Origin of the sequence: Bradyrhizobium sp. CSA112 (assembly GCF_029051645.1) — a bacterium.
Lineage (GTDB): Bacteria > Pseudomonadota > Alphaproteobacteria > Rhizobiales > Xanthobacteraceae > Bradyrhizobium.
The window spans coordinates 24,968-47,667 of sequence record NZ_JAACFS010000015.1 but is presented as its reverse complement, the minus strand read 5'-3'; the positions used below and the strand labels follow the sequence as shown (position 1 = coordinate 47,667).

The 22,700-nt window shown below is 63.3% G+C and carries 27 protein-coding genes and 1 pseudogene; 8 read left to right on the top strand and 20 right to left on the bottom strand.

What is annotated here, in order from left to right; genetic code table 11:
* Window position 1 precedes the first annotated feature (1 nt).
* The gene (locus GWE18_RS23385) at window positions 2-952 is read right to left on the bottom strand and encodes a xanthine dehydrogenase family protein subunit M (RefSeq protein ID WP_275188056.1); all 951 of its coding nucleotides are present in this window, start codon (window positions 950-952) and stop codon (window positions 2-4) included.
* Window positions 949-1,605: an aldehyde dehydrogenase iron-sulfur subunit PaoA gene (gene paoA, locus GWE18_RS23380; protein ID WP_275188153.1), complete on the bottom strand. Its 657-nt coding sequence runs from the start codon at window positions 1,603-1,605 to the stop codon at window positions 949-951. Before paoA ends, GWE18_RS23385 begins: the two co-directional genes overlap by 4 nt.
* Window positions 1,606-1,829: 224 nt before the next feature.
* Here paoA and GWE18_RS23375 point away from each other — a divergent pair.
* Window positions 1,830-2,723, top strand: a pseudogene (locus tag GWE18_RS23375) (LysR family transcriptional regulator).
* Window positions 2,724-2,932: 209 nt separating this feature from the next.
* Here the strand turns inward: GWE18_RS23375 and GWE18_RS23370 are convergent.
* From GWE18_RS23370 to GWE18_RS23360, 3 genes are all read right to left on the bottom strand, one after another.
* Window positions 2,933-3,145 (bottom strand): hypothetical protein, encoded by a 213-nt coding sequence (locus GWE18_RS23370; RefSeq protein ID WP_275188055.1) that lies wholly within the window; start codon window positions 3,143-3,145, stop codon window positions 2,933-2,935.
* On the bottom strand, window positions 3,138-3,584 hold the full coding sequence (locus tag GWE18_RS23365; protein WP_275188054.1) for a hypothetical protein: 447 nt from the start codon (window positions 3,582-3,584) through the stop codon (window positions 3,138-3,140). The genes GWE18_RS23370 and GWE18_RS23365 overlap by 8 nt, the downstream gene beginning before the upstream one ends.
* Before the next feature lie 110 nt (window positions 3,585-3,694).
* Complete coding sequence (locus GWE18_RS23360; protein ID WP_275188053.1) at window positions 3,695-4,339, bottom strand: response regulator transcription factor; 645 nt, start codon at window positions 4,337-4,339, stop codon at window positions 3,695-3,697.
* 82 nt (window positions 4,340-4,421) lie between these two features.
* Here GWE18_RS23360 and GWE18_RS23355 point away from each other — a divergent pair, with 82 nt between their 5' ends.
* Window positions 4,422-5,774 (top strand): histidine kinase, encoded by a 1,353-nt coding sequence (locus tag GWE18_RS23355; RefSeq protein WP_275188052.1) that lies wholly within the window; start codon window positions 4,422-4,424, stop codon window positions 5,772-5,774.
* 12 nt (window positions 5,775-5,786) lie between these two features.
* On the opposite strand, the gene GWE18_RS23350 is transcribed toward GWE18_RS23355, so the two are convergent.
* From GWE18_RS23350 to coxB, 9 genes are all read right to left on the bottom strand, one after another.
* Window positions 5,787-6,164 (bottom strand): nuclear transport factor 2 family protein, encoded by a 378-nt coding sequence (locus GWE18_RS23350; RefSeq protein ID WP_275188051.1) that lies wholly within the window; start codon window positions 6,162-6,164, stop codon window positions 5,787-5,789.
* A 179-nt stretch (window positions 6,165-6,343) separates the two neighbouring features.
* Window positions 6,344-7,111 (bottom strand): SURF1 family cytochrome oxidase biogenesis protein, encoded by a 768-nt coding sequence (locus GWE18_RS23345; protein ID WP_275188050.1) that lies wholly within the window; start codon window positions 7,109-7,111, stop codon window positions 6,344-6,346.
* A complete protein-coding gene (locus tag GWE18_RS23340; RefSeq protein WP_275188049.1) occupies window positions 7,108-7,497 on the bottom strand; it encodes a DUF983 domain-containing protein in 390 nt (129 codons plus the stop codon). Before GWE18_RS23340 ends, GWE18_RS23345 begins: the two co-directional genes overlap by 4 nt.
* Window positions 7,498-7,695: 198 nt before the next feature.
* Entirely contained in the window at window positions 7,696-8,586 is an 891-nt protein-coding gene (locus GWE18_RS23335; protein ID WP_275188048.1) for a cytochrome c oxidase subunit 3, read from the bottom strand.
* A 119-nt stretch (window positions 8,587-8,705) separates the two neighbouring features.
* Window positions 8,706-9,332, bottom strand: a complete 627-nt coding sequence (locus GWE18_RS23330; protein WP_275188047.1) for a cytochrome c oxidase assembly protein — start codon at window positions 9,330-9,332, stop codon at window positions 8,706-8,708.
* 53 nt (window positions 9,333-9,385) lie between these two features.
* Complete coding sequence (locus GWE18_RS23325) at window positions 9,386-9,550, bottom strand: hypothetical protein (RefSeq protein ID WP_057849328.1); 165 nt, start codon at window positions 9,548-9,550, stop codon at window positions 9,386-9,388.
* A gap of 18 nt (window positions 9,551-9,568) precedes the next feature.
* Window positions 9,569-10,510, bottom strand: coding sequence for a heme o synthase (locus GWE18_RS23320; RefSeq protein WP_275188046.1), 942 nt, complete (start codon window positions 10,508-10,510; stop codon window positions 9,569-9,571).
* 63 nt (window positions 10,511-10,573) lie between these two features.
* Entirely contained in the window at window positions 10,574-12,205 is a 1,632-nt protein-coding gene (ctaD, locus tag GWE18_RS23315; protein WP_275188045.1) for a cytochrome c oxidase subunit I, read from the bottom strand.
* A gap of 76 nt (window positions 12,206-12,281) precedes the next feature.
* Complete coding sequence (gene coxB, locus GWE18_RS23310; protein WP_275188044.1) at window positions 12,282-13,118, bottom strand: cytochrome c oxidase subunit II; 837 nt, start codon at window positions 13,116-13,118, stop codon at window positions 12,282-12,284.
* Between the two features lie 536 nt (window positions 13,119-13,654).
* Between coxB and GWE18_RS23305 the strand changes: the two genes are divergently transcribed.
* Entirely contained in the window at window positions 13,655-14,206 is a 552-nt protein-coding gene (locus GWE18_RS23305) for an invasion associated locus B family protein (protein WP_275188152.1), read from the top strand.
* A gap of 32 nt (window positions 14,207-14,238) precedes the next feature.
* Here the strand turns inward: GWE18_RS23305 and GWE18_RS23300 are convergent, their stop codons facing one another.
* The 3 genes from GWE18_RS23300 to GWE18_RS23290 form a co-directional block, all read right to left on the bottom strand.
* Complete coding sequence (locus GWE18_RS23300; RefSeq protein WP_275188043.1) at window positions 14,239-14,853, bottom strand: TlpA disulfide reductase family protein; 615 nt, start codon at window positions 14,851-14,853, stop codon at window positions 14,239-14,241.
* Between the two features lie 114 nt (window positions 14,854-14,967).
* The gene (locus tag GWE18_RS23295) at window positions 14,968-15,471 is read right to left on the bottom strand and encodes a DsrE family protein (protein WP_275188042.1); all 504 of its coding nucleotides are present in this window, start codon (window positions 15,469-15,471) and stop codon (window positions 14,968-14,970) included.
* An 8-nt stretch (window positions 15,472-15,479) separates the two neighbouring features.
* The gene (locus GWE18_RS23290; RefSeq protein WP_275188041.1) at window positions 15,480-15,902 is read right to left on the bottom strand and encodes a DoxX family protein; all 423 of its coding nucleotides are present in this window, start codon (window positions 15,900-15,902) and stop codon (window positions 15,480-15,482) included.
* 135 nt (window positions 15,903-16,037) lie between these two features.
* Between GWE18_RS23290 and GWE18_RS23285 the strand changes: the two genes are divergently transcribed.
* Window positions 16,038-16,436: a helix-turn-helix domain-containing protein gene (locus GWE18_RS23285; RefSeq protein ID WP_275188040.1), complete on the top strand. Its 399-nt coding sequence runs from the start codon at window positions 16,038-16,040 to the stop codon at window positions 16,434-16,436.
* 11 nt (window positions 16,437-16,447) lie between these two features.
* Here the strand turns inward: GWE18_RS23285 and GWE18_RS23280 are convergent, their stop codons facing one another.
* A complete protein-coding gene (locus GWE18_RS23280; protein WP_275188039.1) occupies window positions 16,448-16,942 on the bottom strand; it encodes a GNAT family N-acetyltransferase in 495 nt (164 codons plus the stop codon).
* A gap of 88 nt (window positions 16,943-17,030) precedes the next feature.
* Here GWE18_RS23280 and tldD point away from each other — a divergent pair, with 88 nt between their 5' ends.
* The 4 genes from tldD (at window position 17,031) to GWE18_RS23260 (ending at window position 20,374) form a co-directional block, all read left to right on the top strand.
* A complete protein-coding gene (gene tldD / locus GWE18_RS23275; protein ID WP_275188038.1) occupies window positions 17,031-18,455 on the top strand; it encodes a metalloprotease TldD in 1,425 nt (474 codons plus the stop codon).
* 17 nt (window positions 18,456-18,472) lie between these two features.
* Window positions 18,473-19,243 (top strand): signal peptidase I, encoded by a 771-nt coding sequence (gene lepB, locus GWE18_RS23270; RefSeq protein WP_275188151.1) that lies wholly within the window; start codon window positions 18,473-18,475, stop codon window positions 19,241-19,243.
* A gap of 117 nt (window positions 19,244-19,360) precedes the next feature.
* Complete coding sequence (locus tag GWE18_RS23265; RefSeq protein WP_275188037.1) at window positions 19,361-19,702, top strand: MmcQ/YjbR family DNA-binding protein; 342 nt, start codon at window positions 19,361-19,363, stop codon at window positions 19,700-19,702.
* 96 nt (window positions 19,703-19,798) lie between these two features.
* On the top strand, window positions 19,799-20,374 hold the full coding sequence (locus GWE18_RS23260) for a nucleotidyltransferase family protein (RefSeq protein WP_275188036.1): 576 nt from the start codon (window positions 19,799-19,801) through the stop codon (window positions 20,372-20,374).
* Between the two features lie 142 nt (window positions 20,375-20,516).
* On the opposite strand, the gene GWE18_RS23255 is transcribed toward GWE18_RS23260, so the two are convergent.
* Together GWE18_RS23255 and GWE18_RS23250 are read right to left on the bottom strand one after the other, a co-directional pair.
* Window positions 20,517-21,077: a PAN domain-containing protein gene (locus GWE18_RS23255; protein WP_057849346.1), complete on the bottom strand. Its 561-nt coding sequence runs from the start codon at window positions 21,075-21,077 to the stop codon at window positions 20,517-20,519.
* A gap of 234 nt (window positions 21,078-21,311) precedes the next feature.
* A complete protein-coding gene (locus GWE18_RS23250) occupies window positions 21,312-22,682 on the bottom strand; it encodes a glutamate--cysteine ligase (protein WP_275188035.1) in 1,371 nt (456 codons plus the stop codon).
* Window positions 22,683-22,700 lie beyond the last annotated feature (18 nt).

Here is a 22,700-nt window from a genome sequence, read left to right as displayed (position 1 = left end):
GTCAGCCCTTCGCTTCGGCCAGCACTGCGCCGAGCGTGCGCTCGACCAGCGGCAGCTTGAATGCGTTCTCACGCGTCGGCTTGGCGCCGGACAGCAGTTGCGCAGTGACCGCCCTGGCGCCGCGCGGCAACTGCGTCTCGGCCGATTCGATACGCCATGGCTTATGGGCGACACCGCCGAGTGCCACGCGGCCGGTGCCGTCGCGCTGCACGATGGCGGCGACCGAGACCAGCGCGAAGGCATAAGAGGCACGGTCACGCACCTTGCGATAGATGTGCGCGCCTCCGACGGGTTTTGGCAGCGTCACCGCCGTGATCAATTCGCCTGGCGAAAGTGCCGTCTCGACATCGGGCGTGTTGCCCGGCAGATGGTGAAAATCGGCAATCGGGATCGTTCGCGCGGGACCGTCGGGTCGCACGGTTTCCACCGTTGCGTCGAGCACGCGCATCGCCACCGCCATGTCGCTCGGATGGGTGGCAATGCAGGCTTCGCTTGCGCCCACCACGGCGTGCTGGCGGCTGAATCCGCCGATCGCCGCGCAGCCGCTGCCGGGCCGGCGTTTGTTGCAGGGCTGGTTGGTGTCGTAGAAATAGGGACAGCGGGTCCGCTGCAGCAAATTTCCTGCGGTCGTCGCCTTGTTGCGCAACTGACCCGAGGCGCCGGCCACCAGCGCACGCGACAGCACGCCATAGTCGCGCCGCACGCGCGGATCAGCGGCAAGATCGGTGTTACGCACCAGCGCACCGATGCGCAGTCCCCCCTCGGGCGTCGATTCGATCTTGTCGAGCGAAAGACCGTTGACGTCGATCAGATGCGCAGGCGTCTCGATCTCGAGCTTCATCAGGTCGAGCAGGTTGGTGCCGCCCGCAATGAATCGGGCGCCCTCGGTCCGCGCGGCGGTCGCCGCTGCCTCGGCGGGGCTGCGGGCGCGTTCATACGTGAATGATTTCATGCTGGCCTCCCGGCGACTTCTGATATCGCCTCGGCGATGTTGGAATAGGCGCCGCAACGGCAGATATTGCCGCTCATGCGCTCGCGGAGTTCGGCATTGGTCAGTTGGGGCGGCGCGTTCAGGTCGGCGCTGACGTGGCTCGGAATGCCGGCCTTGACCTCGTCGAGCACGGCAACCGCCGAGCAGATCTGCCCGGGCGTGCAATAGCCGCATTGATAGCCGTCATGCTTCACGAACGCGGCCTGCATCGGGTGCAGGTTGTCAGGCGTGCCCAGCCCCTCGATCGTCGTGATGCTGTCGCCCTCATGCATGACCGCCAGGGTCAGGCACGAATTGATCCGCCGCCCACCAACGATGACCGTGCAGGCGCCGCACTGGCCGTGATCGCATCCCTTTTTGGAGCCGGTGAGATGCAGGTGCTCGCGCAGCGCATCGAGCAGCGTCGTCCGCGTGTCGAGCGCAAGTTCGCGCATTCTGCCATTCACATTGAAAGAGACCTTGGACATCGAGATGCCCGGGGCGGTGGCGGTCTGCACCGGAATCGCCGGTGTTTGCGCATCGGCCGACCACGGCGCCGCGCCAAACGCCACGGAGGCGGCGGTTCCCAGCAACATTTTCCGGCGCGATAGTTCGAAGTCGCTCGGACCTTGCATGTCGTGTTCCCATTCTGCTGTCGTTCGGATGAGTTTCGGCGCGACCATGTCGTGGTCCGCATCAAGCATCCGTAACTGCGCCACGTTTCGGCTGTTCCTGCCCGGCGTTCACGTTTCAAAGAGCGAGGCGGGAGACCGTGATGACCGGTCTGCAGAGGCTAATAGCTGCCCGGCGCTTCGATTAGATGTTATAATCAGCTTGCACTTATGAAATGGATTCATGAATGGCGCGCCAGAACATCAACGATCTCCTCGCGTTCCTGGTGGTCGCGCGTGAAAGGAGCTTCACCCGGGCGGCGGCGCAGCTCGATGTTTCACAATCCGCGCTCAGCCATACGATCCGCGGACTGGAGGAGCGGCTCGGCCTGCGGCTATTGACGCGCACCACCCGGAGCGTTGCGCCGACGGAGGCCGGCGAGCGCCTGCTGCGAACGGTGGCGCCGAAGCTTGCGGAGATCGATGCCGAGCTTTCCGCGCTGACCGAACTGCGCGACAAGCCGGCCGGCACCATTCGCATCACCGCGGCCGAACATTCGGCCACGACGATCCTCTGACCCGCGCTGTCGAAACTGCTGCCGCGATATCCTGATATCAAGGTGGAGGTGAACATCGACTATGGCTTCACTGACATCGTCGCGGAGCGTTACGACGCCGGCGTTCGCCTCGGCGAGGAGGTCGCAAAGGACATGATCGCAGTGCGCATCGGACCTGACTTCCGCATGGTGGTCGTCGGCACGCCGTCCTATTTCGCCGTTCATCCGAAGCCCGCCAAGCCGCAGGACCTGACGGCCCATCGCTGCATCAATATCCGCCTGCCGACCTATGGCGGAATCTACGCCTGGGAATTCGAAAAGCGCGGACGCGCCTTGAGGGTCCGCGTCGAGGGTCAGTTGGTGTTCAACAACATTGCGCTGCGGATGAACGCGGTGCTGGCGGGGCTCGGCCTCGCCTATCTGCCGGAAGACCAGGTGCAGCCGCACGTTGCCGATGGGCGGCTGGTCCGCGTGCTCACCGACTGGTGCCCGCCCTTTTCAGGCTATCATCTCTATTATCCGAGCCGCCGCCAGGTTGCCCCCGCCTTTGCCGTGCTGGTCGACGCGCTGCGTTACCGGGGCTGAGGAGCGTCGCTGCGCAACCGCGCTGGACGAATGAAAAATAAAAGGGCCGCAGCAGTGCTGCAGCCCTCTCTCCTGGAAGGGTCCGTCACTGAGTTGTGCAGACCTTCATGATTTTCATGGCCGGTTTCAGACTCGATCCAACAGGCAACTCCTGAGGAAACCGATTGTTCCATTTTTTCCCGGCCCGTAGTCCCGATGCCAGCGCCGCCCTAATCCCGCGTGGATTCTTCCAAACTCTTGAGGTATTTGAGGCCCTCGACCGCCAGAAACTCGGCCTCGCTGTTGCCGGCCTCCCAGCGCTTCCGAATGAAGCGCTTCAACAGCGCACGCCGTGCGTCGTTCTCGTCGAGCCCCCTGTTGATCAAGAGGTAGACACTCCACGCCCGGGTGCAGGCGGTCTCCACGATATCCGGGTCAGCCATTCGGTTCTCCAGCAAATCGGCCACGAAGCATATTGCCGCTTTTTCCCAGCTTCTGCCCTGAGAACGCAAGCCCTGGTATTGCTCGAATATCACACTGAGGGTTTAGTTTTACCCCCGGGGAACAAACCCATTCCTCGGGAACTTGTGCCTCGTCGCGATCACGCGATGGGGAGAGAACCAGATGCGACGTTTCGTTCTGATTGCTGCTGCGCTGCTTGCTTCGCTGGCCATGACCGTATCCGCTTCCGCCCGGCTGGGCATTGCCCCGATGGCCGCGCCGGATGGCGGAGTGATAGAGGTCAAGCATGGGCGCGGGCGCGGTCATGGACGTTGGCACCGCGGACGCGGTCATCATTACGGATGGTACAGAGGCCGCGGTCACCACAAATGGCGTCACCATCGCCGCTGGTAAGGCTTTCGCTGCGTTCGCTTTCGTCATTCCCATTGCCCGGACGAGATGCGAATGGCAGCGATACGAACGGTCGCGCCATCGAGGCGCGGCCGCTTCGGGGATTTAAAGAGCGGTGAAAGAGTATGTTCGGCCTGCGGTCAGCCGAGCCCCATCTCGACCGCGATCCGGATCAGATCTGAATGGTTCTTGGCGCCGAGCTTCTGCTTGAGCAGCGAGGTGGTGTTGGCCACCGTCTTGTAGGAAATCTCCAGTGCGTCGGCGACTTCGACAATCTTGTCGCCGCGGCCCAATAGGCGCAGAATTTCCAATTCGCGCGCCGTCATTTGCGATGCCGGATTGGCCTTGATCGAAGCGCCCGAGAAGGTCACCGCCTCCGCCAGTTGCGGAGAAATGAAATTGTCTCCCGCGGCCACCTTGCGGACGGCCTTCACCAGCATCCTTGGATCGTCGCCCTTCGAGACATAACCCTGCGCCCCCATCTCGATGGCACGAACCACGAACGCCGGATCGTCATTCATGCTGAACATGATGATCCTGGCGTCCGGATCATCCTTGCGGATGCGCCGCATCAGTTCGAAGCCGGAAACATCGGGAAGCTTGATATCGATGACTGTGACGTCGGGCCGCTTTGCCACGTAGGCGCGGTGGCCGGACTTGGCATCGGTGGCCTCATCGATCTTCACGGTATTGTCCGACGCAAACAGCGACCGGCAACCCGACAGGACCACCGGGTGGTCGTCGACGATCAGGACCTTCGTTGCCGACTTGGCAGTATTTTGCATCATCCATCCCCTTGGGAATAAATAAGCGGTTGGCAATATTTGAAAAGAGAAATCTTGGGTTGCGGGGGCTATAATACTTATAATGTGGGAAAGGCTTTCTCTTCGAACGCGGTTATGGCTGCCGCTCGGCCTGATGTTCGTGGCCGCTCTGCTGGTCGGCGGCATTTCGCTCCGGATCTTTGCTCCGACGCAACTTATGGAAGAAGTCGAACCGGCCGCTCGCTCGGCAAAGGCGGTGGCGGCTGCGCTCAACGGAGCGCTTCGGACCTCTACCAATCCACAAGCAACGCTCGATGCATTCGTGCAATCGCTGGGAAGCTCCGAGGCAATCCGGTTTCGCCGCCTCGGCACCGACCTCGATGTCCATCCTCCCGAGGTGCAGACCCCCTTGGGAACGGTGCCTGACTGGTTCGTCCGCCTCATCGCCATCCCCGAATTCAAAGCCGCCTTCCCCGTGATGATCGAGGGAAAGCAGGTCGGCGACATTGTATTTGCGCCCGACATGTCCGCCGACATCTACGAGAAGTGGATCGGATTTCTGGCGATCATCTGCTCCGGAATCACCCTGATGCTGTTGACGGGGATCATTGCCCATTTCACCGCGCGCTCCGCGTTGCGACCGCTGCAAACGCTGGGCGACGGCCTGACCAGAATGCGAACGGGCGACTACGAGCAGCAGATTCTCCCCGCCGGTCCGCCCGAGATCCGCAAGAGCTCGCAGGAAGCCAACGAACTTGCCCGTACCCTCAATCGTCTCAGCCAGGACAACCGCAGCCTGCTGCGCCGGATCGTGTCGCTGCAGGACGACGAGCGGCAGGACATGGCGCGCGAGCTTCATGACGAGCTCGGGCCGCTGCTGTTCGGGATCCGCGCCAACACGGTGGCGCTGCTGGAATCCGTCCCGTCCGGCGAGGCGGAGCTGAAGAACGCCGCCGAGGGCATTCTGCAATCGGTCGAAACATTGCAGCAGGCGAACCGCCGCATCCTCGACCGGCTGCGGCCGCTCTACATCCAGGAGCTCGGCCTGGAGAAGAGTATCCAGACGCTGCTGCAGAACGTGAAGGTGCAGGCGCCTGACCTCAAAGTGACGTCGCAGATCGACGCTGATCTGAACGAGGTCGATGGCCTGCTGTCGCAGACGGTCTATCGCGTGATCCAGGAGGCGGTGACAAATGTGCTTCGCCACGCCAAAGCGAGCTCGATGCACGTTGCGACAGCAATCAACGACAGCGAAGTGACCGTGGAAGTATCCGACGACGGCGTCGGCTTTCCGGCGGATCGGGTGTTCGGCCGGGGATTGACGGGAATGCTGGAGCGCGTTCGGGCGCTGAGCGGGACGCTTGAACTGCTGCGCGAGGCAGGGCGCACTTGCGTTCGTTGCCGGCTGCCCGCGGGAGATTCCGCCTCAGATGCGCGAGGCGCACAACAGAGCTAACGGTCAGCCGGCCTAGTCCGCAACGTCGGCAACCTCCTGACGCAACGCCGGCCCCGTCGGCGCGCAGGCGGTCCGCTGGATCTTGGCGTCGCGTGAAAAGGTGAACACGATGCGGACCGGTTTGCCTTCGTGGCTCAGATAATCCAGCACGACGCCCTCGGCGGTCGGCGTGATTTCCTCCAGCCCGAATGCGGCGGGCGCGAGCGCATCGAGGCGCGGCCGCCAGTAGGATTCGAGCTCGGCGCGGCCTTCGCTGACCTTGACCCCACCGCAGCGACATTCGAGCGTCGCGTCGTCGGCGTGGAGGTCGAGCAATGCCGCCAGGTCGCGATTCCGGCACGCGTCCAGCCAGTCGATCACCAACGCTACCTGATCGAAATCTTCTGCCAAGCCCGCGATCCTATCCATGTCGCTATACCTTGTCCTGAGCGCTGACGCTGGTGAGGGAGTATGGCGATCATCGTGAATGGACACTGAACGGCCTATTGTCTGGAACGCACCGTGGAACTCAAACGATTGTGCGGAACAAAGGTTCCGACAAGCTAGTCCGGGTGAATACGGGGGGAACTTTAGCCGCGCCGCTGCCCGCGCCACCACACACCGAACGCGATGACGACCGCAAACGCCAGCGTGAACCAGGTGATGGCGTATTGCAGGTGATCGTCTTTGAGATGCACGGAAAGCGGGCCGGGTTTTGGAATGCCGCTCTCGGGCACGGGCGTTTCCAGATCGACATAGAACGGCGCGACGGCCTTGCCGCGCTCACCCCAGCCCAGCGCGCGCGCCATCGCAAGATGATCGCGGGTGAACCAGAGCCGTTTTGCCGCGCTCTCCGGTGGCGTCAGCGCAGCAGCGCTTTCGGGAAAACGAATGTAGCCGGTGAGTTGCACCGGGTCACCGGTGATGAGCGGTCTCGCGGCGCGATCCTGCTGGGCGCGGTCCTGCATCGTGTTCTGCACGAAGCCGGTATTGACGACGATGGTGCTGCCGTCGGCGAGTTGCGCCGGCAGGAAGGCCCAGGTGCCGGGGCCGGTGACGTCGTCGCGAACCGCGGAGCCTGCGCTGTAGACCATCGCGTCCGGCAGCGGCGCGTAGGTGGCGGTAAAGCTGACACGGCGGAATTCGTCTTTAGCCGGCGTCAGCGCCTCCCATTGCGATTGCGGCGGCAGCGCGCCGGGCGCAGCCGCAAGCCGTTCGTTCAGCCTGGCGATCAGGGCGTGCTTCTCGACCCGGCGCTGCAATTGCCAGATGCCAAGGCCGGCGAAGACCGCCACCATAACCAGCGTGAAAATAGCAAAGCCGGTGACCGCCCGCCGCCGCGACTGCAGGCTGGTCATTTCGGCTCGCGGTCGATCAGCCGGCCTGGCGCCGCCTTGTGATGGAACTGCAGCGCGATCAAAAGCGACTTCATCGAGCGCAGCGGCAGAAGCGTGGTCGCGAGGATCAGCGGCAGCCACAGCGCCGCATGCAGCCAGAACGGCGGCTGATACTTGATTTCGACGATCAGCGCGGCGGTGACGACGATGGCGCCCGCCAGCATGATGATGAAGATCGCAGGCCCGTCGCCGGCATCGATGAAGGCGTAGTCGAGCCCGCAAGCTTCGCAATTCGGACGCAGGTCGAGGAAGCCCGCATAGAGCTTGCCCTTGCCGCAACGCGGGCAGCGGCAGGCGATGCCGCGTATCGCGCTCTGGGTGAGGGTGGGTGATTGATCAGGCGTCATACTCGTTCCTTCCCCTCTCCCATTGTGGGAGAGGGTGGATCGAATGAGCGGAAGCTCATTCGAGACGGGTGAGGGGTCTCTATCCGCGGAGACAGACCCCTCATCCGGCGCTGCGCGCCACCTTCTCCCACAAGGGGAGAAGGAAGAAGAAAAAGGGGCGGTCCTTCCGACCGCCCCTTGTAGCACGTTAGCCTCGCATCAGTGCCCGGCCACGGGCCCCGCGCCGCGGAACCATACATAGATGCAGATGAACAGGAACAGCCACACCACGTCGACGAAGTGCCAGTACCAGGCAGCGAATTCGAAGCCGAGGTGCTGCTTCGGGGTGAAGTGGCCCGCATAGGCGCGGATCAGGCAGACCAGCAGGAACACGGTGCCGACCAGCACGTGGAAGCCGTGGAAGCCGGTCGCCATGAAAAAGGTCGCGCCGTAGATGTTGCCGGAGAAGCCGAAGGTGGCGTGGGCGTATTCATAGGCCTGCACGCCGGTGAAGGCGGCCCCGAGCAGCACGGTGAGGATCAGGCCGTACTTCAGGCCCTGACGGTCGTTCTCAAGCAGCGCGTGATGCGCCCAGGTGACTGTCGTGCCCGAGGTCAGCAGAATCAGCGTGTTGAGCAGCGGCAGATGCCAGGGATCGAAGGTCTCGATGCCCTTCGGCGGCCAGGTGCCCGGCACGGGGCAGGCGCCCATCGCCGTGCCCGGACCGCAGCCGAACACCGCGTCGCGGGTGGCATGAACCGCATCGGCGGGGAACAGCGCGGAATTGAAGAAGGCCCAGAACCAGGCGACGAAGAACATCACCTCGGAGGCGATGAACAGGATCATGCCGTAGCGGTGGCTGATCTGCACCACGCGGGTGTGGTCGCCCTTGTACTGGGCTTCACGGATTACGTCGCCCCACCAGCTCGCCATGGTGTAGAGCACGCCGATGGTGCCGATGCCGAAAACGACCGGTGCACCGGCGAACATCTTGTGCATCCAGGCGATCGCGCCCACTGCCATGATGAAGGCCGAGATCGAGCCGACCACCGGCCACGGACTCGGATCGACAAGGTGGTAGTCATGGTGCTTCGCGTGCGCCGTCGCCATTGCGGTCTCTCCGTTAGATGTGCCGTTCCCTTCGGCACATATTCGTCTCAAATTTCAATCCCGAAATCCCGTTAGATACGGTATCCGGCATTCACAGGTTTCTCGTCACAAGTTTCGCGTTACAGGTTTCCCTTGCGCTTGTCGCCTTCGCCGGCCGCGAGCGGCTTCGGCGCCGGATCGCGCACCGGATAGAAAGTGTAGGACAGCGTGATCGTTTTCAGGGCGTCGTTCTCGCTGTCCTTGGCAAGCTGCGGATCGACATAGAACACCACGGGCATCTCGCGCTTCTCGCCCGGGCCCATGGTCTGTTCGGTGAAGCAGAAGCAGTTGATCTTCTGGAAATAGGCGCCGACCGTCAGCGGCGCGACGTTGTAGGCCGCAACGCCCGTGGTAGCGCGCGCGGCCTGGTTGGTCACGGTATAGAACACGGTGACGACTTCGCCGATCCGAACCTCGATCTCGTTCTGCTCGGGCTCGAATTTCCAGGGCAGGCCGGGGCCAACATTGGCGTCGAACCGCACGGCTATCTTGCGCGCCAGCGGCGCGTCGGATGGTGCCGAGGTCGCAACCTGAGTGGTGCCGTTGAAACCGGTGGCGCGGCAGAACCAGTTGTAGAAGGGCACGGCGGCATAGGACGCGCCGACCATGAAGACCACGACGAAGCCGCAGATCGAGGCGACGACCGCATCGCGCGTCAGGGTACGGCGCGAAGCGGTCTTGCCGCTCCCCTCCACTCCCTCGCGCATTTGCGGATTGTTTTCCATCTCAGCTACATCAAAGATCAAATTACATTTCAAGATCACATGGGCCGGACGAGAACGCCCGGTCCCTTGACCATGGTGACCGCGAAGAACAGTACGACGAGGACGCCGAGCGCGAGCGCAATGGCGATCGAGCGGTGACGGCGGCTTCTTTTCTGCGCCTCGGTGAGGACGATTCCATCTGGCTTGCGATTGTCGTCCATTCGCGTCCCATGCGCCCCCTACCCGATCATCAAAGGCATGACAGCGCCGGCCACGACCTCGAGCAGGAGCGTCGCAAACAGCGCGAACAGATAAAGGATCGAGAAGGCAAACAGCCGGCGCGTCGCACGCAGCGCCTGCTTGCCCTCGCGGTAGCGGTAGACCTCGATGGCAAGCCACATCATGCCGGCGCCGAGCATCAGCGAAGTGAGGCCGTAGACCGCGTCGAAATAGCCGAGCGGCCAGGGCGCAGCCGCAATCGCGACCAGCACGCTCGTGTAAAGCAGGATCTGCAGCCGCGTCGCATCGGGCCCGGCGACGACGGGAAGCATCGGCACGCCGGCGCGGGCATAGTCGTCGCTGCGGAACAGCGCCAGCGCCCAGAAATGCGGCGGGGTCCAGAAGAAGATGATGAGGAAGAGGAGCACCGGCTCCATCGACAGCGAGCCGGTGGCCGCGGCCCACGCCACGACGGGCGGCAGCGCGCCCGCGGCGCCGCCGATCACGATGTTCTGCGCGGTCCAGCGCTTCAGCCACATGGTGTAGATCACCACGTAGAAGAAGATCGTGAACGCCAGAAGTCCGCCGGCCAGCCAGTTGACCAGGACCCCGAGCGTCATCACCGAGAAAAACGCCAGCGTCAGGCCGAACGCCATAGCCTCCGGCGGGGTGATGCGTCCGCGCGGGATCGGCCGGTTGGCGGTTCGCGTCATCTTGGCGTCGATGTCGCCTTCCAGGGCCATGTTCAGCGCGCCCGAGGCACCGGCGCCGACTGCAATGCAGAGGATAGAGGTGAAGGCGATGACCGGATGGACATGGACCGGCGCAATGAAGAAGCCGACGAGCGCGGTGAAGATCACCAGCGACATCACCCGCGGCTTCAGCAGCGCGATGTAGTCGCCGACCTCGGCCTCGGAAATCCGAGGGCCAAGCTCGACGGCGTGGTGATCGACAACCGACACGATGGACTCGTTTTCCCTAAAGAGTGCGACGCGCCTTTCTTCAAGAGCGCGCCGCGGTTTGCCTTACTGCACGCGCGGTAGCACTTCGAACTGGTGGAACGGCGGCGGCGACGTCAGCGTCCATTCCAGCGTGGTGGCGCCGGCGCCCCACGGATTGTTTTCGGCCGCCTGCTTGCGCATGAAGGCGTCGACCACGCCGTAGATGAAGATCAGCACGCCGAAGCCCGAAACGTACGAGCCGAGCGAGGACACCAGGTTCCAGCCGGCGAACGCATCCGGATAGTCGACATAACGGCGCGGCATGCCCGACAGGCCGAGGAAGTGCTGCGGGAAGAACACCAGGTTGACGCCGATGAATGTGAACCAGAAGTGCAGCTTGCCGATGGTTTCCGAATACATGTAGCCGGACATCTTCGGGAACCAGTAGTACCAGCCCGCGAAGATCGCGAACACCGCGCCCAGCGACAGCACGTAGTGGAAGTGCGCGACCACGTAGTAGGTATCCTGCAGCACGCGGTCGACGCCGGCGTTCGCCAGCACGACGCCGGTGACGCCGCCGACCGTGAACAGGAAGATGAAGCCGATCGCCCACAGCATCGGCGTGCGGAACTCGATCGAGCCGCCCCACATCGTGGCGATCCAGGAGAAGATCTTCACGCCGGTCGGCACCGCGATCACCATGGTGGCAGCGACGAAATAGGCCTGCGTCGCCGACGACATGCCGACCGTGTACATGTGGTGCGCCCACACCACGAAGCCGATGCCGCCGATCGCGACCATGGCGTAGGCCATGCCGAGATAGCCGAACACCGGCTTGCGCGAGAAGGTGGAAACGATCTGGCTGATCATGCCGAAGCCGGGCAGAATCAGGATGTACACTTCGGGGTGGCCGAAGAACCAGAACAGATGCTGGAACAGCACCGGATCGCCGCCGCCGTCGGCGGAAAAGAAGGTGGTGCCGAAATTACGGTCGGTGAGCAGCATGGTGATGGCGCCGGCCAGCACCGGCAGCGACAGCAAGAGCAGGAACACCGTCACCAGGATCGACCAGACGAACAGCGGCATCTTGTGCAGGGTCATGCCCGGCGCGCGCATGTTGAAGATCGTGGTGATGAAGTTGATGGCGCCCAAAATCGAGGAAGCGCCGGCCAGATGCAGCGACAGGATCGCGAAATCGACCGCCGGCCCGGGATGGCCCGAAGTCGACAGCGGCGCGTAGATGGTCCAGCCCGCACCGACGCCGTTCGCGCCCGGCTCACCCTCGACGAAGGTCGACATCAAAAGCAGCGCGAAGGAGGCCGGCAGCAGCCAGAACGAGATGTTGTTCATGCGCGGGAACGCCATGTCGGGCGCGCCGATCATCAGCGGCACGAACCAGTTGCCGAAGCCGCCGATCATCGCAGGCATCACCATGAAGAAGATCATGATCAGGCCGTGCGAGGTCACGAACACATTGTAGGTGTGGGATTCGTGAAAGAACTGGACGCCGGGATACATCAGCTCGATGCGGATCGCGATCGACATCGCCGCCCCGATGATGCCCGCGAAGATCGCGAAGATAAGGTACATCGTGCCGATGTCCTTATGGTTCGTCGAATAGACCCAGCGCCGCCATCCGGTCGGATTGGCATGCGCATGGTCATCATGTCCGTGTCCTTGGGCGTGATCGTGGTGTGTCGCAGCGGTCGTTGCCATTTTGAAATCCTGCCTTGCAGTCCCTTTTCGGACCTTTTCAGGTCCCGTCGCCCTTGTCCCTTAGCTTGGCCGCGCCTTACTGCGCGGCCTGACCACCAGCCGAAGCGAACGTGTTCGCCGGGTTGGTCGCATATTTCTTCTTCGCCGCCTCAACCCAGGCCGCGAATTCCTGCTCGTCCACCACCCGCACCGCGATCGGCATGAAGGCGTGGTCCTTGCCGCACAGTTCGGAACACTGGCCGTAATACATGCCGACCTTGGTCGCCTTGAACCAGGTCTCGTTGAGACGGCCGGGGATCGAGTCGATCTTGATGCCAAACGCCGGCACCGCGAACGCGTGAATCACGTCCGCGCCGGTGGTCTGGACGCGGATCACCTTGTTGACCGGCACCACCATCTCGTTGTCGACGCCGAGCAGGCGCGGCTGCTTGTCCTGCGCCATCAGCGAATCGAATTCGAACTTGCCGTTATCCGGATAGGCGTAGCTCCAGTACCACTGCTTGCCGGTGACCTTGACGGTCAGGTCGGCCTTGGGAATGTCGAGCTGCTGGAACAGCAGGCGGAACGACGGCACCGCGATGGCAACCAGGATCAGCACCGGAATCAGCGTCCAGGCCACCTCGATCAGCGTGTGGTGGGTGGTCCTGGAGGGGACCGGATTGGCCTTGGCGTTGAACTTCACCACCACGATGACCAGAAGCGCCAGCACGAACAGGGTGATCAGCGTGATGATCACCAGCAGCAAATTATGAAAGCTGATGATGTTTTCCATCACCGGCGTGGCGGCTTCCTGCAGCGTCATTTCCCACGGCTTGGGCTGCGCCCCCAAAGCCGCCCCGCCGGCCGCGAGCGCCATGCCCGCCACCGCCAACCCCAGCAACCGCCGGCCCATCTGGCCACTCGACATCTTCATGCCGCTCGCGCTCCTTTGAATAAGTCCCCAAAGCACTCCCGCCGAATAGCCGGGAATGCCGCACGATCCGCCCTCACAAACGGCCTACCGGAGGTACTTTTGGAAGTACACCTACAAAAGTACCTGCAACGGTATTGCTACAGTACCCTGGGCCAGATCGTTAGAACGCGTCGAAATCCAGCTTCTCAAACCATAATTCTCAGGCTCTCGCAATGCAGTAGTGGGGCGCAAAGCCATGCGTCACCTGCTATTCGCCGGAGGTCGGATTTTCCTGGCAAATCAGGCAAAACCCGCCGTTTTGCGAGGCTGCGCCGCTTGACAGCCCGATTGCCGGATGTAGGCACATTCACGGCGCTCCCGAGCGACCTGATTCGCGCGTGGCCCAGACGAAGGTCCTCGACGGCGTGGATTGGCTCTCGGTTGCCTTCAAGGCGCCGTCATTGCGTATCAGTCCGGGCAAGTCCAGTTACAATGTGCTGCCGGCGTGGCCGGAAGTGTCGCCGGCGCTGCCGGAAATCGTGAGAGGATCGACCCGGATGGGGCGTTCGAAACATCAGGTGGGGAAGCAGCAAAAGGGACTTGGCTTGGAACCGGCCCGCTGGCTCGGCGGCCTGCTCGCCGCGGCATTCCTGCTTGGCCTGACCCAGGCTGCAAGCGCGCAAGGAGCGGTGCGGTCGGTCCATGGCGACTGGCAGATCCGCTGCGACACCCCGCCGGGCGCGCAAGCCGAGCAATGCGCCCTGATCCAGAGCGTGGTCGCCGAGGACCGCTCCAACGCCGGCCTCACCGTGATCGTGCTGAAAACCGCCGACCAGAAGAGCAAGCTGATGCGGGTGGTGGCGCCCTTGGGCGTGCTGCTGCCCTCAGGCCTTGGCCTGAAGCTCGACAATCAGGACGTCGGCCGCGCCGGTTTTGTCCGCTGCCTGCCCAATGGCTGCGTGGCCGAGGTGGTGATGGACGAGAAGCTGCTCGGGCAGCTTCGGACGGCCAAAACGGCGACTTTTATCATCTTCGAGACCCCGGAAGAGGGTATCGGGTTTCCGCTCAGCCTGAACGGGATTGGCGAGGGGTACGACAAGCTGCCGTGAGCCACCGGAGCGGCCTCAAAGCCGGCTTCGCCTTAGCCACCCGCGCCGGCGCTGGCGTAGTAATCGAACAATCGGCCGGCCTCAGTGGACAGCCAATCCGCTTCACCGGTGATGTAGCCTTCGACTTGCCCGGTGACACCGAGCAGGAAGGAAATCGGCATGCCGTAAAGCGCGAACGGGGTGTCGATAGCGTCGCGTGCGCCGGCACGCGCCACTAGTCCGCCGGGATCGAAACCGATCGCGAGATGGCGAAGCTTCAGTTTCTTGACGAAGGGCGCGACGAGCGATCGATCGCGGTCGGTCGTGACGGCGACGACCGCGAGGTCGGCGCGGCCGCTTCCTGCGAGCCGATCCAGTATCGGCAATTCAGTGCGACAGGCCGGGCACCAGGTCGCCCAGAAATTGACGAGCACCACCTTGCCGCGGAAGGACGGCAATTCGAGCGCGCCTCCGCCAAGGCGAGGAATTGGCACCGCTGGGACCGGGCGCGCGCCGCGAACCTCCGTGAACTGATGCCTGGCGGTTGCGAATGGCGGCGGTCCGCCGGTCCCTGCGCGACCCGGCAACGCCGGCATCGCGAGCGAGGCCGCCGCCCCCATCATCCCCGCGACCAAGGTGCGGCGATTCGGACTGCGATACGACGTCATGTCTGGTGCTCCGCTGTGCAGGTCTGATCCCAGAGCTTCGGTTCTGATTGAATCAGAACCGAAGCTCCAGGTTTTTTTGACGCGTTTTCTACCGCAGATAAGAAAACGCCACGGTCACGATCGGATGTAGGACCAACCGGCTTCCTGCAATTCGATGATGCGTCCAGGTCCGCTCGGCACGAGTTCTACATCGTCGATCAGCGTGATCGGACGCCCCTCCTGGCGCTCCATGCCGAGCTTGGTCGCCTCGCAGACCACGAAACGGATGTTCGCATTGACCGTCCTGAGTACGCGCAGCATGTCCTTCACCGGTGAGGTATCGGCGCGGAGCATGTGAACGCCGGCGTTGTAGGCGATGACTTCGATCGTGAACGCTTCGTTCCGCTCCTGGTAGTATTTCGGAAGGTTGAGCGAGGTCGAGATCAACGCCCTCATCGTGGTGGGGTCATCGGTGTTGATCGGCAGCACCAGCCGATGCATCCGAACCGTAGCCGGCTTCGTCTGCGGCTTCGAGGCAGCCGGCTCCGATCCTGTCAGGAACAGGGTCACGGTCAGCGGCACCGCGAAGGCCAGGATCAACCCCACGGCAGTCGTCAATTTACGGCGAGAAGGGCGCATCGGCAGCTTCACGAAGTCTTGGCAGGCAAAGTCTTGGCAGGCGAAGTCTTGGCAAGTGATGAGATCTGGCCACGCTCGGCATAGGCGACCACAGCGTTCAGCGCCAGCAGCACAATGGCCGGCATCGCCGAACCGCCGATGATGAACAAATGGGTGATCACTGCGCCGACCATGATGCAGATCAGTAGCAGCGCGCCGAGCACCGTCTTGTGCGGTAACAGCAGCAGGATCGCGCCTATGATTTCCAGCCCGCCGGTGACATAGCGAAACCATTGCCCAAGCCCAATGTGCTGGAAATTCTCGACCAGCATGGGGACGCCATAGAGCTTCGCACCGCCGGCCGCCACAAAGACGAGCGCAAGTAATCCCCTGACGAACCACAGGGCAGCAGACGTCCAGTACGGTCTGGCAGGCGCAACAATCGTCGACATCGAGAACTCCCGGATTGGTGAAAGCGGCGGCGGACAGCAGCGCCGTCCGCCGGCAAGGAAACCCCAAGGGGGTGTCAAAACCAAAATTCGGGACTAAGATGAAATTGACAAGAAGGATGATTTTTCTGGTCTAGTATGAAAAAGCAGACTAATGGGCCCGCACCGTCCGAATGCCCGGCCGCGCCGCAGCTTCAGCGCGCGTTGCGCGTGCTTTCGGGCAAGTGGAAGGGCGAAATCCTCTGGCAGTTGGTCGACGGCAAGCGACGGTTCGGCGAATTGCGGCGCGCAATCCCCGACGTGACGCAGCATATGCTGACCACGCAGCTGCGCGATCTCGAAAACGAAGGCCTGGTGAAGCGCACGGTATTTCCGGAAGTGCCGCCGCGCGTCGAATACGAAATGACGCCCGCGGCGAGGGACTTGAAGCCCGTGTTCGACGAACTGTCCCGATGGGCCAATACCCATGGCAGGCTGGAGCCCGGTCCAAACGCTGCTGGCAAAGGAGCTGGCAAAGGATATGACAAGCTGCCGTAAGGCAGAGGCCCCTAAAACAGCATCCCCATGAGGACCAGGTTTTCGTAGCCGCCGTCGACGAGAATGCGGTTGCGCTGCAGCCCTTCGATTTCAAACCCGAATTTCCTGTAGAGCCTGATCGCGACCGCGTTGCTTTCCCGAACCGTCAGTTCGACCCGGCGCAGTCCAAAGTCGCGCGCCGCGTCGAGCGTCTGCCGCATCAAACGCCCGCCTATTCCCTTCCGCCGGAATTCCGGCAGAAGCGCGATGCCGAGAACGCCGACATGGGCGTAAATCGGCCTTGGGTTGGGCACAATATCGCACCAGCCAATCACCTGGTCGGCTGACACCGCGACCAGTTGCGGATAACCTTGCTTGATATTGTTGAGAACGAAGGCCCGCGTCGACTCAAGCGAGGGAGCTTCCAGAAACGCGAGATAGTGTCGCTCCCGCGCGACAAAATCGAGAGCTCGATGAAAGCTTTCGATATGATTTTGCGTTATCGGAACAATTTCAACGACAGTCATCGTCTCGGCAACGTGTTGATCCCGCCCCTCGCGGAATGACCTGGAAACCACTATCTTGAATGTGCCCCTCCGACAACGGACTGATTTGATGACCAATCTTGCCACAACCTCCCTGCTCGATCGCGCCAACCTCGACCGCGATGCCGTCCGACGCGAGATCGCGCGGGGGCTGGCGGGAGCCGACGACGGCGAACTGTTCCTGGAATATGGCCAGACCGAAGCGCTCGGTTTTGACAATGGCCGGCTGAAGCAGGCGACCTACGACACCTCGCAGGGGTTCGGCCTGCGCGCGGTGAAGGATGACGCGGTTGGTTACGCGCATTCGTCCGACGTGTCCTTGCCGGCGCTGATCCGCGCGGCCGATGCGGTCGCCGCCGTACGCGGCGGCTACACCGGCAACTTTGCCGCAGCCCCGCCACATACCAATGTGCGGCTCTATGGCGACGAGAATCCGCTGGATGCGCCGGGGTTCGAGGCCAAGGTGAAGCTGCTGGCCGAGATCGACGCCTATGTGCGCGACAAGGATCCGCGGGTGCGGCAGGCCTCGATCAGCCTGGGCGCCACCTGGCAGGTGGTGGAAATCCTGCGGCCCGACGGCGAGAGCTACCGCGACATCCGCCCGCTGGTGCGGGTCAATATTTCGGTGGTCGCGGGCCAAGGCGACCGCCAGGAAAGCGGTAGCAAGGGATATGGCGGCCGCGAAGGTTACGCGCGCTTCATCGAGACCAAGGCGTGGCGCGAGGCCGCCGACGGCGCGATCCGCGAGGCGCTGGTCAATCTGGAATCGGTCCCCGCCCCTGCCGGCGAAATGGACGTGGTGCTGGGCGCCGGCTGGCCCGGCGTGATGCTGCATGAAGCTGTCGGTCACGGCCTCGAAGGCGACTTCAACCGCAAGCAGACCTCGGCCTTCGCGGGATTGATGGGCAAGCAGGTCGCGGCCAAGGGCGTCACCGTCGTCGACGACGGCACCATGGCCTCGCGGCGCGGCTCGCTGTCGATCGATGACGAGGGCACGCCGACCAACCGCACGGTGCTGATCGAGGACGGCATTCTCGTCGGCTACATGCAGGACCGGCAGAACGCGCGGCTGATGAACATGAAGCCGACCGGCAACGGCCGCCGCCAGAGCTACGCCCATGTGCCGATGCCGCGCATGACCAACACCTACATGCTGGCGGGCAGCCGCGATCCGGCGGAGATTCTGGCGTCGGTGAAGAACGGCATCTATGCCGCGAATTTCGGCGGCGGCCAGGTCGACATCACCTCCGGCAAATATGTGTTCCAGTGCACCGAGGCCTACAAGATCGAAAACGGCAAGCTCGGCGCGCCTCTCAAAGGCGCCATGCTGATCGGCAACGGGCCGACCGACCTGCATCGCATCACCATGGTCGGCAACGATCTGGCGCTCGATACCGGCATCGGCACCTGCGGCAAGAACGGCCAGGGCGTGCCGGTTGGCGTCGGCCAGCCGACGCTGCGGATGGAAAAGATCACGGTCGGAGGAACGGGCTAGTGAGCGACGAAAAGCTGGTGAGCGAGGAGAAACAACTGCCCGCGGCCAAACCGGTGAGCTGGCGCGGCCAAGCCGTCCAGCTCGTGGCCATCGTCGCCGTCGTTCTCGTCGCCAAGGGCGCGATTGCCGAGCCGTTTTACGTTCCGTCCGGTTCGATGGAGCCGACGCTCTTGATCGGCGACGCCTTGGTAGCCTCGAAATTTCCCTATGGCTACGGCGCGGCGTCGCTGCCGATCCAGATCACGCTGCCGGAAACCGGCCGCCTGTTCGGCGACACGCCCAAGCGCGGCGACGTCGTCGTGTTCCGCTGGCCGGGCGACCGCTCGCAGGCCTGGGTCAAGCGCGTGGTGGGATTGCCGGGCGACCGCATCCAGATGCGGCAGGGCCAGCTCTTCGTCAACGATCATGCGGCGGCGTTGAAGCCCGACGGGATGGGCGAAGCCGAAGACGATCGCGGCAACACCGAGCGGGCCTATCGATTCATCGAGACGCTGCCGAACGGCGTCAGCCACGCGATCTTCAAGATGCGCGACAACGGCCGGCTCGACAACACGCCCGAAGTGACGGTGCCGCCGGGCAACCTGTTCGTGCTCGGCGACAACAGGGACAATTCCGCCGACAGCCGCGTCGCGGTGCGTGACGGCGGCGTGGGCCTGCTACCGATCGACAATCTGATCGGCCGGGCTGATGCCGTGGTCGGCTCCTGGGATTTGGGCATGCGCAGCCAGCCGATATGGACCTGGCTGTCGGGCTTCCGGCTGGCACGGTTTTTCACCTCCGTGCATTGATGTCGACCCTCATGGTGAGGAGCGCTCTTCGCGCGTCTCGAACCATGAGGCCCGGAACGTCCGTGGCCCTTCGAGACGCGCGCGAGTGCGCGCTCCTCAGGGTGAGGGAGCAAACACGTGACCTTCGATGAGTTGCGAAAATTCGCGCTCGCCTGGCCTGAGGTCGAGGACGGCACCTCCTACGGCACGCCGGCCCTGAAGGTACGCAAGAAGATGCTGGCGCGGCTGAAGGAAGACGGCGACAGCCTGGTGATGCCGGGCGTGCCGCAGGACGAGCGCGCGATGCTGGTGGAAAGCCAGCCGAAGGTGTTTTACTTCACCGATCACTACCGCGATTATCCGATGGTGCTGATCCGCCTGTCGAAAGCCGAGCGCGCGACCGTCGAGCCGTTCCTGCGGCGGCATTGGCGCACGCTGGCGTCGAAGAAGGCGCTGAAGGAGTTCGACACGAATTTGTAGGGTGGGCAAAGGCGCGCTTGCGCCGTGCCCACCATCTTGCCTGCGATTCAGACTATGGTGGGCACGCTTCGCTTTGCCCACCCTACGGCGGCGCCTATGAATAAAGACCAATTCCTCACCGTCGCCTTGCGCAATCCCACCAACGAAATCATTACCGAAGAACTGTTTCGGCTCGCGCTGCCGGATGCGTGGCTGGTCTCCGGGTGCCTGGTGCAGACAGTGTGGAACGTGCTGACCAAGCGCGCGGTCGATTACGGCATCAACGATTACGATGTGTTCTATTTCGATCCCGATACGTCGTGGGAAGCGGAAGACGCCGTCATCCGCACGCTTGCGGAGCGCCTTGCCAAACGCGGCATCGCGGTCGAGGCGCGCAACCAGGCGCGGGTTCATCTCTGGTACCCGGACAAGCATGGCCTGCCCTACCCCGAGCTGCGTTGTTCGACGGAAGGTATCGACCGCTTCCTGACCAAGAATACGCAGATCGGAATCCGCCGCACGCGCGAGGCTTACGAAGTGTACGCGCCGAACGGCTATGACGATGTCGCCGCACTGGTCGTACGGCCCAATCCGGGCGCGAATTTTTCGGCGGCGAATTACGCAGCGAAGGCTGCGCGATGGAAGGCGCTGTGGCCGGAAATTACGGTGTTGCCGGCGGATGAGGAACCGTAACAAGCGCCGTCGTCCCTGCGAACGCAGGGACCCATAGCCACCGGCCGTTGTTGTTACGCAGGCAACTGCCCCAGTGCCAAAACGAGAAGCCACGGCGTATGGGTCCCTGCGTTCGCAGGGACGACAGCGGTGAATGTCGCGGCTACCGCACCACGCCCGACGTGAACCCGGCCTTCCGCCGCGGCGGCTTGATGTCTTTCTTCAGGAAGCAGTGCGCCTCCTTGCCGGCGTAGCCAGGCCGCGCATAGGTCCAGGCGCGGCATTTGTTGTCGGCGGCGCAGGCGGCCTTGCAGGCGTCGTCGCCGCCATCGCCGCTCTTGAGATCAAAGCTCTTGTAATCGCCGCCGAAGCGGTCGATCGAGGTTTCGATGGTGTCGTTGCGCCGTTCGACCACGCCGGCGCCGCGCACGCCGGAGACGCAGCAATCGCCGCTCTGCACCCGCGCCGGCACGTTGCTCTTGAGCCAGCACACCGCACCGTTGGCGAGGTCGGTCGGATAGTTGAAGCTCCAGGCGCGGCAGCGCCGGTCGCGCTCGCACACCAGCGCGCATTCCGCCGGATCGCCCGAGATCACGGGGGCGCTGAGATAGTCGCCGCCAGGGCGGTCGAATTTGGCCTGCGCCAGCGCCGGGCGCGCGCCGAGGGCCGCCGCCAAAAAGGCGAGCGTCACCATACACGCCCCGAGCAGGCGAACAGACCTCATTTGCAGTTGCTTTCGCATACGCGTTTTAAGCGCGGGATGACGCTTCTTCGAATCGCCGTCCCGCTCCAGCCCTTTTGATTTGAGCATGATCGTTTCGGAAAACCGCAAGCGATTTTCCCTCGCGACAAACGCGAAAACGCGTTTGCGCGGAGATCATGCTCCAGCCGGCCGTCATTTGAGCGCCATCAACCTGTACGGCGGATGAACGGCCCAAAACCGAAGCAACCCATTCAATTAAAATGCGTATTCCTGATAGACGGGCTCCACGGAACCGCCCCAGCCGCCGTTGAATTTGTCCAGCATTTCTTCCGCCGGCGTGCGGCCCGATTCGAGGATCCGTTCGAGCGGTTCGAGGTGGCGGCTCTCGTCGCGGCCGGAATGGTCGACGCGGTTGCGCCGCCGCAAGCCCGCATGCGACAGCTTCAGGCATTCCCTGGCGATTTCGAACAAATAACGATCCTTGATCCTGGCCTTGAAGCCGAGGCGCGGGACGTCGTCACGCAACGCCTGACGCTCCGCTGCGGTCCAGTGGCTGACCAGATCCCAGGCCGCGTTCAGGCTGTCGTCGTCGTACAACAGGCCGACCCAGAACGCCGGCAGCGCCGGCAGCCGGCCCCACGGCACGCCGTCGGCGCCGCGCATTTCCAGATAACGCTTGAGGCGGACTTCCGGGAAAATCGTCGACAGGTGGTTGGCCCAGTCCGACAACGTCGGACGCTCGCCGGGAAGCGAATTGTTGCGGCCCTCGAAGAAGGCGCGGAACGACGAGCCGGCGACGTCGATATAGGTCTCGCCGCGCTTGACGAAATACATGGGCACGTCGAGCGCGTAGTCGACCCAGCGCTCGAACCCCATGCCGTCCTCGAACACCCAGGGGAGCATGCCGGAGCGCGCATTATCCGTGTCGCGCCAGATCTCGGAGCGGAACGACAGGAAGCCGTTGGGCTTGCCTTCCGTGAACGGCGAATTGGCAAACAAGGCGGTCGCCACCGGCTGCAGCGCAATCGACACGCGCAGCTTCTTGACCATGTCGGCCTCCGAGGAGAAGTCGAGATTGGTCTGCACCGTACAGGTCCGGTACATCATGTCGATGCCGTAGTTCCCGACCTTCGGCATGTAGTTGGTCATGATCTTGTAGCGGCCCTTGGGCATCACCGGAATCTGCTCCCGCGACCAGGACGGCGTCATGCCGAGCCCGAGAAAGCCGATCCCGAGCGGCGTCGCGATCTCGCGGACCTGCGCCAGATGCGCCATCAGCTCGGACTGGGTCTGGTGCACGTTTTCGACCGGCGCACCGGACAGCTCAAACTGGCCGCCCGGCTCCAGCGAAATCGCGCCGCCGCCGGTGACGTCATAGAGCCCGATGATGTTGCCCTGCTCCATGATCGGCTCCCAGCCGAGCAGGAGCTGCATGCCTTCGAGCAGCGAGCCGATGCCGCGCGCGCCTTCGTAGGGCACCGGCTGACGGCCCTCCAGCGTGAACGGGGTCTTCTCGTGCTCGGTGCCGATGCGGAACTCGGACGGCGGCTTGATGCCGGCTTCGAGCCACGCGACGAGTTCGTCACGTGATTGCAGCGGCGTCATATCGATCTGGTCACGCGCCATAAAAAAATCCGGATATCT

Coding starts and splice junctions, on each gene's coding strand:
- GWE18_RS23335 (WP_275188048.1), bottom strand. CDS start 8,586: ATGGCGACGGCGCACGCGAAGCACCATGACTACCACCTTGTCGATCCG.
- GWE18_RS23385 (WP_275188056.1), bottom strand. CDS start 952: ATGAAATCATTCACGTATGAACGCGCCCGCAGCCCCGCCGAGGCAGCG.
- GWE18_RS23360 (WP_275188053.1), bottom strand. CDS start 4,339: ATGCAAAATACTGCCAAGTCGGCAACGAAGGTCCTGATCGTCGACGAC.
- GWE18_RS23370 (WP_275188055.1), bottom strand. CDS start 3,145: ATGGCTGACCCGGATATCGTGGAGACCGCCTGCACCCGGGCGTGGAGT.
- GWE18_RS23345 (WP_275188050.1), bottom strand. CDS start 7,111: ATGACCAGCCTGCAGTCGCGGCGGCGGGCGGTCACCGGCTTTGCTATT.
- GWE18_RS23340 (WP_275188049.1), bottom strand. CDS start 7,497: ATGACGCCTGATCAATCACCCACCCTCACCCAGAGCGCGATACGCGGC.
- GWE18_RS23330 (WP_275188047.1), bottom strand. CDS start 9,332: ATGCGCGAGGGAGTGGAGGGGAGCGGCAAGACCGCTTCGCGCCGTACC.
- tldD (WP_275188038.1), top strand. CDS start 17,031: ATGACCAATCTTGCCACAACCTCCCTGCTCGATCGCGCCAACCTCGAC.
- GWE18_RS23300 (WP_275188043.1), bottom strand. CDS start 14,853: ATGACGTCGTATCGCAGTCCGAATCGCCGCACCTTGGTCGCGGGGATG.
- GWE18_RS23255 (WP_057849346.1), bottom strand. CDS start 21,077: ATGAGGTCTGTTCGCCTGCTCGGGGCGTGTATGGTGACGCTCGCCTTT.
- coxB (WP_275188044.1), bottom strand. CDS start 13,118: ATGAAGATGTCGAGTGGCCAGATGGGCCGGCGGTTGCTGGGGTTGGCG.
- GWE18_RS23325 (WP_057849328.1), bottom strand. CDS start 9,550: ATGGACGACAATCGCAAGCCAGATGGAATCGTCCTCACCGAGGCGCAG.
- paoA (WP_275188153.1), bottom strand. CDS start 1,605: ATGCAAGGTCCGAGCGACTTCGAACTATCGCGCCGGAAAATGTTGCTG.
- GWE18_RS23280 (WP_275188039.1), bottom strand. CDS start 16,942: ATGACTGTCGTTGAAATTGTTCCGATAACGCAAAATCATATCGAAAGC.
- GWE18_RS23295 (WP_275188042.1), bottom strand. CDS start 15,471: ATGCGCCCTTCTCGCCGTAAATTGACGACTGCCGTGGGGTTGATCCTG.
- GWE18_RS23305 (WP_275188152.1), top strand. CDS start 13,655: ATGGGGCGTTCGAAACATCAGGTGGGGAAGCAGCAAAAGGGACTTGGC.
- GWE18_RS23355 (WP_275188052.1), top strand. CDS start 4,422: ATGTGGGAAAGGCTTTCTCTTCGAACGCGGTTATGGCTGCCGCTCGGC.
- GWE18_RS23365 (WP_275188054.1), bottom strand. CDS start 3,584: ATGACGAAAGCGAACGCAGCGAAAGCCTTACCAGCGGCGATGGTGACG.
- ctaD (WP_275188045.1), bottom strand. CDS start 12,205: ATGGCAACGACCGCTGCGACACACCACGATCACGCCCAAGGACACGGA.
- GWE18_RS23250 (WP_275188035.1), bottom strand. CDS start 22,682: ATGGCGCGTGACCAGATCGATATGACGCCGCTGCAATCACGTGACGAA.
- GWE18_RS23290 (WP_275188041.1), bottom strand. CDS start 15,902: ATGTCGACGATTGTTGCGCCTGCCAGACCGTACTGGACGTCTGCTGCC.
- GWE18_RS23260 (WP_275188036.1), top strand. CDS start 19,799: ATGAATAAAGACCAATTCCTCACCGTCGCCTTGCGCAATCCCACCAAC.
- GWE18_RS23285 (WP_275188040.1), top strand. CDS start 16,038: ATGAAAAAGCAGACTAATGGGCCCGCACCGTCCGAATGCCCGGCCGCG.